The organism is Bacillus sp. FSL W8-0183 (genome assembly GCF_038006825.1).
In the GTDB taxonomy this organism is placed as follows: Bacteria; Bacillota; Bacilli; order Bacillales; family Bacillaceae; genus Bacillus; species Bacillus altitudinis.
The window spans coordinates 1,952,927-1,965,205 of sequence record NZ_JBBOVY010000001.1 but is presented as its reverse complement, the minus strand read 5'-3'; the positions used below and the strand labels follow the sequence as shown (position 1 = coordinate 1,965,205).

The 12,279-nt window shown below is 39.1% G+C and carries 15 protein-coding genes; 11 read left to right on the top strand and 4 right to left on the bottom strand.

Annotated elements, in window-relative coordinates; genetic code table 11:
• The first annotated feature begins 4 nt into the window (after window positions 1-4).
• The 3 genes from NSQ64_RS10330 to NSQ64_RS10320 all read left to right on the top strand — a co-directional run bounded on the left by NSQ64_RS10330 (window position 5) and on the right by NSQ64_RS10320 (window position 3,515).
• A complete protein-coding gene (locus NSQ64_RS10330) occupies window positions 5-1,270 on the top strand; it encodes a glucuronoxylanase (protein WP_341016351.1) in 1,266 nt (421 codons plus the stop codon).
• Window positions 1,271-1,401: 131 nt separating this feature from the next.
• A complete protein-coding gene (locus NSQ64_RS10325; RefSeq protein WP_024719062.1) occupies window positions 1,402-2,109 on the top strand; it encodes a response regulator transcription factor in 708 nt (235 codons plus the stop codon).
• Window positions 2,110-2,111: 2 nt separating this feature from the next.
• Entirely contained in the window at window positions 2,112-3,515 is a 1,404-nt protein-coding gene (locus NSQ64_RS10320) for a sensor histidine kinase (RefSeq protein WP_341016348.1), read from the top strand.
• A gap of 53 nt (window positions 3,516-3,568) precedes the next feature.
• Here the strand turns inward: NSQ64_RS10320 and NSQ64_RS10315 are convergent, their stop codons facing one another.
• Entirely contained in the window at window positions 3,569-3,877 is a 309-nt protein-coding gene (locus NSQ64_RS10315) for a DUF4870 domain-containing protein (RefSeq protein WP_007499277.1), read from the bottom strand.
• A 384-nt stretch (window positions 3,878-4,261) separates the two neighbouring features.
• On the opposite strand from NSQ64_RS10315, the gene NSQ64_RS10310 reads away from it, so the two are divergent.
• The 3 genes from NSQ64_RS10310 to NSQ64_RS10300 all read left to right on the top strand — a co-directional run bounded on the left by NSQ64_RS10310 (window position 4,262) and on the right by NSQ64_RS10300 (window position 6,263).
• Entirely contained in the window at window positions 4,262-4,663 is a 402-nt protein-coding gene (locus NSQ64_RS10310; protein ID WP_017367349.1) for a MerR family transcriptional regulator, read from the top strand.
• Window positions 4,664-4,689: 26 nt separating this feature from the next.
• Window positions 4,690-5,616 carry an alpha/beta hydrolase fold domain-containing protein gene (locus NSQ64_RS10305; protein WP_047946208.1) on the top strand — a complete coding sequence of 309 codons (927 nt, stop codon included), beginning with the start codon at window positions 4,690-4,692 and terminating at the stop codon, window positions 5,614-5,616.
• Between the two features lie 224 nt (window positions 5,617-5,840).
• Window positions 5,841-6,263, top strand: coding sequence for a cytidine deaminase (locus NSQ64_RS10300; RefSeq protein ID WP_268382069.1), 423 nt, complete (start codon window positions 5,841-5,843; stop codon window positions 6,261-6,263).
• A gap of 42 nt (window positions 6,264-6,305) precedes the next feature.
• Here the strand turns inward: NSQ64_RS10300 and NSQ64_RS10295 are convergent, their stop codons facing one another.
• From NSQ64_RS10295 to NSQ64_RS10285, 3 genes are all read right to left on the bottom strand, one after another.
• Window positions 6,306-7,073 (bottom strand): pentapeptide repeat-containing protein, encoded by a 768-nt coding sequence (locus NSQ64_RS10295; RefSeq protein ID WP_268382068.1) that lies wholly within the window; start codon window positions 7,071-7,073, stop codon window positions 6,306-6,308.
• Between the two features lie 93 nt (window positions 7,074-7,166).
• Window positions 7,167-7,334, bottom strand: a complete 168-nt coding sequence (locus tag NSQ64_RS10290) for a YdhR family protein (RefSeq protein WP_139241398.1) — start codon at window positions 7,332-7,334, stop codon at window positions 7,167-7,169.
• Between the two features lie 108 nt (window positions 7,335-7,442).
• Entirely contained in the window at window positions 7,443-7,631 is a 189-nt protein-coding gene (locus tag NSQ64_RS10285) for a hypothetical protein (RefSeq protein WP_041507201.1), read from the bottom strand.
• A 255-nt stretch (window positions 7,632-7,886) separates the two neighbouring features.
• Here NSQ64_RS10285 and NSQ64_RS10280 point away from each other — a divergent pair, with 255 nt between their 5' ends.
• From NSQ64_RS10280 to NSQ64_RS10260, 5 genes are all read left to right on the top strand, one after another.
• Window positions 7,887-9,056 (top strand): FAD-dependent oxidoreductase, encoded by a 1,170-nt coding sequence (locus NSQ64_RS10280; protein WP_341016341.1) that lies wholly within the window; start codon window positions 7,887-7,889, stop codon window positions 9,054-9,056.
• Window positions 9,057-9,119: 63 nt separating this feature from the next.
• Complete coding sequence (locus NSQ64_RS10275) at window positions 9,120-9,779, top strand: TetR/AcrR family transcriptional regulator (protein ID WP_268382097.1); 660 nt, start codon at window positions 9,120-9,122, stop codon at window positions 9,777-9,779.
• A gap of 161 nt (window positions 9,780-9,940) precedes the next feature.
• Complete coding sequence (locus NSQ64_RS10270; RefSeq protein WP_268382066.1) at window positions 9,941-10,591, top strand: helix-turn-helix transcriptional regulator; 651 nt, start codon at window positions 9,941-9,943, stop codon at window positions 10,589-10,591.
• A gap of 11 nt (window positions 10,592-10,602) precedes the next feature.
• Window positions 10,603-10,977: a RidA family protein gene (locus tag NSQ64_RS10265; protein WP_025207414.1), complete on the top strand. Its 375-nt coding sequence runs from the start codon at window positions 10,603-10,605 to the stop codon at window positions 10,975-10,977.
• A gap of 71 nt (window positions 10,978-11,048) precedes the next feature.
• Entirely contained in the window at window positions 11,049-12,152 is a 1,104-nt protein-coding gene (locus tag NSQ64_RS10260) for a threonine synthase (protein WP_341016338.1), read from the top strand.
• Window positions 12,153-12,279: the final 127 nt, after the last annotated feature.

Here is a 12,279-nt window from a genome sequence, read left to right as displayed (position 1 = left end):
GAATTTGATGTCAAGTATAAAAAAACCAATGCTTGCTTTATTGGTGTGTTTCACCATGCTGTCTGTCATGTTCATAGGGCCCGGAGTAGCTGAAGTATCAGCAGCTGACGCAAACATTAACCTCAACGCAGAAAGACAAGTGATTCGTGGTTTTGGCGGAATGAACCATCCAGCTTGGATTGGTGATTTGACAGCACCACAAAGGGAAACCGCCTTTGGCAATGGACAAAATCAGTTAGGGTTTTCCATTCTTAGAATTTATGTAGACGAAAACAGAAACAATTGGAGCAGAGAAGTCGCGACGGCCAAACGAGCGATCGAGCATGGTGCTCTAGTCATTGCTTCCCCTTGGAATCCTCCAAGCAGTATGGTTGAAACATTCAACCGGAATGGATCACCTGCCAAGCGGCTTAAATACAATCAATACGCAGCATATGCTCAGCATCTGAATGATTTTGTCACTTACATGAAAAACAACGGAGTCAATCTTTATGCGATTTCTGTTCAAAACGAGCCCGATTATGCACACGAATGGACATGGTGGACACCTCAGGAAATCCTGCGATTCATGAGAGAAAATGCCGGCTCCATTAATGCACGTGTGATTGCACCAGAATCCTTTCAATACCTTAAGAATATCTCAGATCCTATCTTAAACGATCCGCAGGCGCTTAGAAATATGGACATTCTCGGCGCTCATCTATACGGAACCCAAATTAGCCAGCTTCCGTACCCTCTTTTCAAACAAAAAGGGGCAGGAAAAGAGCTATGGATGACAGAGGTCTACTATCCGAATAGTGATAACAATTCAGCGGACCGCTGGCCTGAGGCATTAGGGGTATCAGAGCATATTCACCATTCAATGGTGGAAGGCGACTTTCAGGCGTATGTGTGGTGGTACATCCGGAGATCATACGGTCCTATGAAAGAAGATGGAATGATTAGCAAACGTGGATACAACATGGCGCATTTCTCCAAGTTTGTGCGTCCAGGGTACGTCAGGATTGATGCAACGAAAAGCCCTGAACCGAATGTTTTCGTCTCAGCCTATAAAGGAAACAATCAGGTCGTCATTGTGGCGATTAATAAAAACAATGTAGGGGTCAATCAACACTTCGTCGTGCAAAATGGCTCTGTTTCTCAGGCGTCTAGATGGGTGACGAGCAGCAGCAGCAACCTTCAGCCTGGAACTGACTTAAACATATCAGGAAATCAATTTTGGGCTCATCTCCCTGCTCAAAGTGTGACAACATTTGTGGTCAAACGCTAAAGAAACACGAAAAGCCAATTTTCTCATTAAAAAAGAAAATTGGCTTTTTTCTGTGTAAATAGAAAGTTGATTTTTCACGACGTCAACACTTTGGGTATAATAATAACAATGACTTCAGGAGAGTGATCATCATGCCAAAGGTTCAAAGCAAAGTATTGATTATAGATGACGAAAAAGAAATTTTAGAATTAATTAATACAGTATTAACAAGAGAAGGCATTGACCAGGTGTTAACAGCTTCAACTGCCCGTGATGGGCTCACGCAATTTCATCAAGAACAACCAGATCTCGTCATATTGGATATTATGCTTCCAGACGGTGAAGGCTACGATATTTGCAAACAAATCAGAGATGTCTCACATGTTCCGATTATCTTTTTATCAGCAAAGGGAGAGGAATCAGACAAAATTGTAGGACTTGCCATTGGCGGCGATGATTACATTACAAAACCGTTCAGTCCAAAAGAAGTCGCCTACCGGGTAAAAGCCCAGCTAAGACGGTCATCTTACTTACAGCCTTCTCAAGCGGAGCCCGTGATCAAAAAAGGCCCATTTGAGTTAAACGAGCAGCAAGCCGAACTGACGAAAAACGGAGCGGCAATTGAACTCACTCCGAAAGAACTTATGTTGATGACTTATTTCTTGCAGCATCCGAATCGCGTAATCAGTAAAGAAACGCTTTATCAAACGGTTTGGGGAGAGGATTTCTTCGGTTCTGATAATACGGTAATGGTTCATATACGAAGACTGCGGGAAAAAATAGAACATTCCCCATCTACACCAGAATTTCTCGTGACGGTCAAAGGGCTTGGCTATAAATTTGTTGTAAAGGATGCGTAAAGATGAAATGGCGATTAACAGGCAGATACATGGTCTCTGTCATTATCGTGACCATTATCACGGTCTTTATTAACTTATTAGGATTCATGATATGGCTTGTACTACAAGCAAGCAGTCAGCAAAACGAAGGAAATACGCCGGAAACCTTCACAAGAACATTTGAACAATACATCACCTTGTCTGATCAAAATATCACTGTGAGTAAAGAAGGACAGCAAGCCTTAAAACAACAAAATGCGTGGATTCAAATATTAGACGAAAATGGACAAGACGTCTATCATGCATTAGCACCTAAAGGATTAAAGAGCAAATACACACCTATAGAAATTGTAAACTTACATAAATATAAAGATAAGCAATTGATGTCGACGATCTATGCTGGGGGGAAAAATGGAAAGGGTAAGGAATACAGCTACTTCATCGGATTTAAGGACCCTTCCATCGGAAAATATTTATTTTCTTTTGATACGAAAGAATTAATAGCGCAATTCAATATCGGGACGATGATTTTATTATCGATTGATGCCATCATTGCCTTATTCATTGGATACTTATTCAGCCGGCAACTCATCAAACCGCTCGGCCGTGCCATTTATGGCATTCAGCGGCTCGCAAACGGAGATTATACGACGAATCTGCCAACTAAGGGGATATATAAAGATGTGTTCTATAATGTCAATCACTTATCCGAGCAGCTCGCTTCAAGTCAAAAAGAAAAAGACAAATTAGAGCAAATGCGAGAAGAGTGGATCAGTCATATTTCTCATGATATTAAAACACCATTATCCTCTATTCAAGGCTATGCAGAAATCATGAAAGATCCAAATTATCCTCTTTCAGAACAAGATATCAGACATTACGCTGACATCATTGAGAATAAATCATTGTACATCAAAGATGTGATGGAGGATCTCAATTTAACAACAAGGCTGAAAAATAACGACGTGATGCTGCATAAAGAGCTTGTGAACATTGTGCCATTGCTGCGTGAAACGTTAATTGATATCCTCAACGATTCGAGATATGCAGATCAGACCATTGAGCTACAAACGAATGTAGACAAGCTTATGCTGAATATTGATACGATCCTCATAAGAAGAGCGGTCACCAATCTCATTTTAAATGCCCTTGTTCACAATGATGCTGATGTGAAAATCATTGTACAGCTTGAACAAAAAGAACATACCCACATCACCATTCAAGACAACGGCAAAGGAATTGAAGAGGCAGAGCTAGAAAAAGTGTTTGACCGCTACTATAGAGGGACGAATACAGGAGGGACACATGCAGGCTCAGGTCTTGGAATGGCGATTGCAAAAGATATCATCCAAAAACACGGGGGAGATATTACAATACAAAGTATAATAGGAGAAGGAACTACGATTGATATCCAGTTACCCGCTTAAACGGACACACAAAAAAACGGTTCTGCTCAATCACAGAACCGTTTTTCCATCTATTATTCTGAAAACACTTTAATGCCTTTCACAATGTTCCAAATGAAGAAGTAGATCGCCACAAGGAATGTCACAGCATACGTTGCAATTAAGAACGGACCAGCATGACTGATATCGTTCATGCCAAGTAAACCTGAACCGGCAATCCCAAGACCGAAAATCAAATAAGGAATAATATGTGTCCATAGTGATTTTTTCGCATGGTATTTCACTTCGTCTTTTCCTAAGAAATAAACGATAATCGGAAATAGAAATGGTGCAAAAAAGATACTGAAGTAACATAATGAAGACAAAATTTTATTTTCTCTCAAAACTTTTCACCTCTATGATTGATTTAGAAGAGGGGACCATTTGACTCATCCCTCAATTCCTTACAAACCCATTGTACAACCTCAACCTTAACTCGTATTAATACGAACCTTACAGCAACCTTAAATATGTTAAACCATAAAATGATGATCGATATTTCCATTTATTTTTTCAGAAAAAAAGTTGACTTCACCCCCTCTGAATCTACAATCAGTAAAATCGAACCATTTGAAGATGTTCTACCCGGATGTTCAAGCTAGAGACCTCTTCGCTACAATCATTTGATAACAAAAGTTAGCCGAAAAATGTTTCACCTTGACCTTGAAGTATAGTTCAACCTTTATAATGTATATATAGTAAAACAAAATAATAAAAAAGGAGTAACGATGGAGTTGATGACTAGAGGAGAACTTGCCAAAAAAACAGGAGTGAGTCCTGCCGCAATTCGTTACTATGAAGAGCACAACATATTACCTGCTCCAAGACGACGTTCAAACGGTTACAGATTCTATACAGACGACTATGTTGTGAAAATTCAATTGATCAAAGATGCGAAAACGCTCGGTTATTCATTAAAGGAAATAGCTGAAATTATGGACATGCTAAGTCAAGACATAGACCTTGATACCCTAAGACAAATTGTCCATCTTAAACATGAAGAAATTGAAAAGAAAATTAAAAGCCTTCGTCTCATTCAAGACCTTTTATCTAACTTATTAAAAACCCCTGAAAAAAAAGTACAAGTCTACCTGGAATCATTTCGTGTTCCGAAGCAGGATGATCAATAAACCTATTGAGTGAAGGAGAGAAAAAAATGAGTGTAGAAATGTATCATGGTGAACGTTCTAAAGAAAGTATTCAATTTGAAACATTATTCGCTTCGCAAAGTAATAAAGAGAGTTTTTCTAGTATCGAACAGACAAAAAAATTTCTTGAGCAAAAAGGAATTGAAAATACGCAGCCTTATGCCATTGGGGATGATGTGAAGTTAATCAGTGAGGTACAAGAGCAGACATTCGAAGGCATGCAAGTTTTCACATTGAATGAACAAGCATCACAAAATCAAAAAGTCATTCTCTATCTACATGGTGGCGCGTGGACAAATCAGCCTTTGAATGTCCATTGGTGGTTCATGGATAAAATGGCGCAATCACTAGGTGCGAAAGTAGTCGCTCCTATTTACCCAAAAGTACCTCATTATAGCAACCAGGATACGTATCCGAAAATGCTTAACCTATATAAAGACCTTCTGAAAACTGCCGGAAGTGCCAATCAATTGACGATCATGGGAGATTCAGCTGGAGGAAACATCTCACTTGGTCTTGCGCACCTTTTAAAGAAAGAGGATCTGCCGCAGCCGAAGGATATCGTGTTACTATCAGCGTGTGTGGATATGAGCATGAGCAACCCTCTCATATTTGAATACGCAAAAAAGGATCCGATTCTAGGTCATCAAGGAATGGAAGTCATCACAAAAATGTGGGCAGCTGATCAAAGTCTCACAGACCCATTGATTAGTCCCATTTACGGTGACTTTAAAGGGCTCGGGAAGATCACTCATTTTATCGGAACACATGATATGTTATATCCAGATGCCATAAAGCTCGATGAAAAACTATCAGAACAAGGAATGGACATCAAAACCTTTGTTTATCCTGAAATGCTGCATGTGTTTGTTGTCATGCCAATTCCTGAAGCGGCAGATGCTCTGAAGAAAATCATTCAAGTGATCAATCGTTAGGGATTCAGTTCACACCTAGAAAGGGTACATGTTCTGATGTAAATAGGGGAAAAGGCTGCTTATTTGAAAGCAGCCTTTTTCAATTGAATATGAAATACATTCAAAATGGCAATTCACTACAGATTAAACGATCTTTTGGCTGGTTTGTAAAGGAGAGTGAAGTTCAGTTCATCACCTCATGTTTGGTATAATACATACGAGCAGTGAGGCGAAAGGGGAACGCAATGAAAACGTTTGATCTATCACAAGAAGATATCGAATTAATAGACGAAGCAAAAAAGAAAATTATCAGTCTTTATGAAGATGACAAGCATCATGTAGGGGCAGCGATCCGCATGAAAACAGGAGAAATCATATCAGCTGTCCATATAGAAGCCTATATCGGACGGGTAACTGTTTGTGCAGAAGCCATTGCGATTGGTAGCGCTTTATCGAATGGATACAAAGATTTTGATACAATTGTTACAGTGAGACACCCTTATTCAGATGAAGAAGATAGAAGAATTAGGGTAGTCAGCCCTTGCGGCATCTGCCGAGAGCTCATTTCAGACTTTGGACCAACGTGTTTTGTCATTCTTGATATGGATGGGAAGCTGGTCAAGGTGAAAATCGAAGAACTCATTCCGCTCAAATATACTCGAAGCTGATGCACCACATAAAGATAAATAGGAAAAGGGATGTAGCAAACGTTACATGTGATCCTTGCTACATCCAAGATGACTGAAAAAGCGTTCAACAAAAGCGGCCCCATGTATGTTCTCCATATATTTCGTGTTAAAAATATACTGTTCCATTTGTTCAAGCTTCCGCAGACTCCGCACTAGTATTTTCCGATCATCGTCAGAAAGAGTAAGATCATCATCTACCTTCTCTAAAGCCTTTTTCACACGTGCAGATACATGTTCAACATATAAATGGTGTTTGGATGCTGGCGGAATACATGCCGCTAGGTCACAGCCTATAAAACGAACACCATCAAGGGTGCAGTTTTCAAAATTGGCGATCAGCTTTTGTTTGCCATTTCCCTCAAACGTTATATCTATTAGCTTACCAGCAAAGGTACAATTGACGATGTTCGCTGCCTGTAAAACACGGTCATTGAATCTACAATTAGAGAAAGTACAATCGATAAACGTAGCATTCTCCAATGTCATTCCCCTCATATCGCAGGAAGAAAATTCGCAATTGGTGAAGACGGCTTCGTTATTGCCAATGCCCACAGAGCGCAAGTCTGAATGACTAAAAGTACAACGATCAATCGTACTACCGGCAAAAAATCTCGCATTCGTCAGATCACACGTATCAAATACAAGATGATCCAAGTGACAGCTCCAAAAAATAGGAGAACGAACATTTGAGTTGATGATCGTCGTTCTGCTGATTGTTTCGTTTTCATACCTGGCAACATCAGAAAATGTTTCGTTGTCTACTGATATACCAGACTCAAGTCTTCTCATCGCTATCACCCCATCATTTCTTCAGAATTTTTCACAATCATGATGTCCATTCAGCCAGTTCATTTTCTCTTAGCGCTTGTCTTTGACTCAAGATTATATCACAAAACGATATGCGTTTAATGGACCTTTTGTGATATGAGGAATGTCAGAATTCATATTAAAGATTTTCGCATTGATGTCTATTATGCCAAAGCTAGTGATTCGTTTAGCGTGCATATCGTGATATGTTTCAGCGGTTTCTTTTGTTTTGAATAAGTAGATTCCCTATCGGGGTCAGCTTGTATACATTCTTTGACTGAACACTAAGGTAAATCACAAAAACCTAAACAAAATCCACCGTCATAAACAATGGGTATTTGTTTAGGTTTTTTAGCGATTGAATCGTTTTCGAAGAACTAGGCATGAGACAGCGAATACTACGAAAGCGCCCGCCGATCCAGCAGCAAACACCAGCTCAAATTGTTCTGGTTTCGGTTTGAATAACAAAGGGACTGAAAGAATGAGCGCAGCACCACTAAAGCTCAATCCTAATATCAACATGGCCAATAATTTATTCATAGAAACACCTCTTACACTTAGAGTGAGAACAATGGAGACCTACTGATCTAAGTATCATTGTTATGATTCGACAACCTTTAACCGTCCTAAATGGAGTGTATCATATGATGGTAGGAGATTGTTTTTTTTCATGAAAACACAATCGTACAACAAACAATTTTAAACGAACACTGTTCTTTACGAACGGTGTTCGTTATAATAGAAATGAAATGAAATTTAAAACGCTTTCCACAAAGGGATGAGGAGATGCAGAAGATGACGTCATTATCTAAGAATCAAAAGCAAATCGCTATCATTGGAGGAGGACCTGGGGGACTAACACTTGCCTTAATTTTGCAAAATTACGGTATACAAACAACCATCTATGAACGGGAGATGCATGACAAGAGCCTTGAACGAGGGGGCTCACTGGATATTCACGAAGAAACAGGTCAAAAAGCCTTAAAAGAAGCAGGAGTTTATGAGAAATTTCAAAAGAATGCTCGCTATGAAGGGGAAGATTTCCGATTACTTGATAAATCAGGAAGAATTTATTTAGATGAAGAAACGGAATCAGATCAAAAAGGTACTCGCCCGGAAATTGATCGTGGTGTGTTATGTGAACTACTATTAGAACAAATTGATGCTGAAACCATCAAATATGGATATAAACTAGAAAGGTGCGTTTCATTAGAAAGTGGTATGACCGAGCTTCATTTTGAAAACGGAGTTGTCGAAACAGTTGACCTTTTGATTGGGGCTGATGGTGCTTTTTCTCGTGTGCGTCCTCTGTTAACAGATATTGAGATTGAATACTCTGGGCTCACGATGCTAGAACTGAATGTCATAAGCGTAGAGGAGAACCACCCTGATTTAGCTGAATTTAATAAACGAGGTAAGATGTTTGCTTTGGCAGACCACAAAGGACTGATTGGGCAGTTAAACGGAGATGGCCGAATCAAAGTGTACGCAAGCTTCATGGTAGAACGCAATTGGATCGAGACTTGTGGTATACCGTTTTATCAAGCGAAAGAAGCAAAAGAACAATTATTAGCGTTATTTAGTGATTGGGATGATCAGCTGAAAAACTATATTCGTTATGCAGAAGATGCCATCATTCCAAGGCGGATCTATACGCTTCCTACCGGTTTTAAATGGAATCGTCATAAAGGAGTAACGCTTATCGGTGATGCAGCTCACGTCATGTCGCCATTCGCAGGCGAGGGTGTGAACATGGCGATGTTTGATGCAAGGGAGCTAGCACTTGCTATTGTCCGACATCCTCATCATATTGAAAAGGCGATTGAAGAATACGAAGACATGATGTATGAATATTCATCGGAAAAAGCGCATGAATCGGAGAATAGTTTAAAACTGTGTTTTTCAAAAGACGCTGCGATCAAGCTTGCAGATATGATGAATTCTTTTCAAAAGGATGATGATTGATGCTCAATTTACTATTTTACTTTGACATGTTATAAAGAGAGTATGAACAATTCAAATCGTCGTATGATCAGTCGCCGGTCTCGGCCGGCTAAAGAACCCTTAAGCCGTGAGCTTATTGTGAAAACGGCCTACGAGCTTCTTAAGGAGCATGGGATAGAGGGCATGAGTATGCGTAAGGTGGCTAAAGCATTGGATACGGGACCTGCATCCTTGTATGTCTACGTGAACAATGTTCAAGAACTCAGTGCTTACGTATTGGATTATGGTCTCGGACAAATGGTTTATCCAGATTCAAAGGATAGCACATGGAAAGAACAGTTATTCGACATATTGCATACTTATTTCCTACTGCTATTCGAAAAACCGGGTCTCGCTGAAATTTCTCTTTCCACCATTCCACAAGGAACGAACTTTCTTCAATTGACCGAACGTATTCTCGCTGCATTGCATGAAGGCGGGATCAAATCTACATCCGCAGCATGGGGAGTAGACCTATTGCTGTTATACGTATCTTCTGTAGCTTACGAAAAGGTCTCTTGGAAGAAACAAGGCTCTTCACAGATTTCAGACACAAAAAAAGCATTTCTTCAAGCTGACAAAACGCAGTTTCCTTTCATTCATCGTGTAAAAGAAGAAATGTTTGCAGGTGATACCGTATCAATGGAACGATTCCGATGGGGAATTGACGTCATTTTGTATGGAATCCAGCAGGAAGACAATTAGAAAGGAGCATAAGCAAAAAGCAGTCAATGGCTGCTTTTTTATGTGGTGATTTTCATATTTGTGATCTTGTGAGCATTATAACATATAAATAAATCTATATATTGTTTTTATATATAAAAAATTATATAATCTAGTGGAATAAAAAAATGAGGTGCTTAGGCATGGAACATATTAAAAAGTTATTAGAGAGTTATATTCCTTTAGCAAAATCTACTGCAAAAATGTTTGGACCAAATTGTGAAGTGGTGATTCATGATTTAACGAACCCTCAAGCATCTGTCATGTTTACAGTAAATAACCATGTGACAGGAAGACAAATCGGCCAATCATTTGATCATCTAGTCAAGACTGTATTACAATCAGAAGATTTTAAAGAAGATTATCTGGCTGGTTATACATTTGTAACAGAAGATAAGCGTACGATTCGTTCTTCGACTTCATTAATACGTGATTCAAAGCAAAAAGTGATCGGTGCTTTCTGTATCAATTTTGATGTTGAAGCACTGAATCAAATGCAGCAATTTATGGATACTTTTCTTACTACACACGTGGAAGCTCAAGAGAAAGAAACAACATCAAATGATGATCTTGAAAATGTGGAAGAAATAGTAGATCAATTGATTCAACAAATCATTCAAAACAGTGTTCACCCAGTCATGAAACGTCATGAAAAAATTGAACTAATCAAATTTATGGATGAAAAGGGCATTTTTTTAATGAAAGGATCTGTTGAGAAGGTCGCATCTATGTTAGGTATTTCCAAAGTAACCGTCTATAGCTATTTGGATGAAATCAAAAATAAATCGAGGTAAGGAGTGTCAACATGGAAAGCATACTCGAGGTAGGAAATCTAAAATCAAACGGACACTATGCATTCGCAACCATTCATCAAAACACGGTCTATGTGTCGGGACAATTTGCCATCAATCCTGAAACGACAGAAAAAGAGTTCGGCCCCATTGAAAAAGAGACATTACAAGCGCTTAAGAATGTAGAGATGATTGTAGAGGCTGCTGGAAGTAAAAAAGAAAAGATTTTGCGCATGACATTATACATTTCAGATATTGAATTATGGGACAAAGTAGATGCGGTTTATACCGAATTTTTCGGTGAACATAAACCAGCACGTACGATTGTACCAACGAATGAATTACATTTTGGTTTCAAAATTGAAATGGATGCCATTGCATATATTTAGAATATTTTTTTGACCACCCTATATAAAAAATTATATTTTATATAAAAAAATATTCAAAGGGGCAGATGAAAATGAATCAATTAATTTGTAACCATTGCGGGAAAAAATATGAGATGACACCAACTCTATGGAAATGTGATTGTGGTGGAGTATTAAATCTAGTGAAAGATACCCCGAAAATAGACGTCACAGCTTGGGATCACTATCCAAATTCATTATGGCGTTATGTTGAAACCATGCCATTTCCAAAAGATTCTAAGACGTGGGAAACTGTGACAATGGGCGAGGGCCAATCTCCTTTAATTGTTCTAGATTCTAATGAGCCAAACACTTATGTAAAAGTTGATTATATGATGCCGACACTATCATTTAAAGACCGTGGAGCAGCTGTGTTAATGACAAAAGCTAAAGAATTAGGGGTAACAAAAGTCATTGCTGATAGCAGCGGGAATGCAGGAACGGCAATTGCTGCGTATGCGGCGCGTTGTGGTATTGCCTGTGACATCTATCTAAGTGATCAAACATCACCTAAAAAAGTCGCTCAAATAAAAGCCCACGGAGCAACGATTAAAGAAATTCATGGTACACGAGAGGACATTGCAGCTGCGGCCCAAAAAGCAGTAGACGAAGAAAACGTTTTTTATGCAAGCCATGTCTATAACCCTTATTTTTTCGAAGGTACAAAAACATACGCCTATGAAATCTATGAGCAACTAAAAGGAGCACCGGATGCTTTAATCATTCCGGTTGGAAACGGCACTCTGCTGCTCGGTGCGTATTATGGCTTTAGAGAGTTATTCGAAAATGGTCTCATTCATAAAATACCGAAAATTGTTGCTGTACAAGCGAAAAACTGCGCACCCCTTGTGAAAGCCTATCAAAATGAAGAAGAATCAGCATCACCTGTCACAAATAAAGGGACCGTAGCAGAAGGGATCGCTATTGCTGCCCCGGCTCGCTCCAAACAAATTTTAGAAGCTGTATACAAGACGAATGGTACGTTTATTGATATTGAAGAAGAAGAAATTATACATGCACGTTCTAAACTGAGTGAGAAAGGATTTTATGTCGAAGTGACATCTGCCATCAATTTTGCTGGCTACATGAAATATCAAAAGGAATCAGAAGAAACCATTATCATACCTCTTTGTGGGGCAGGGATTAAATCAAAATAGCCTTAGGACTCTGGTAGAATAGAGCGTTGCGTGCCTCGTTGTCCTATTATAGGTTCAATCAGGAGTAATATTTGCGAATGTTGAAAACATTGACCATCACAATTTGAAAAAGGAAGAATGATTCGTG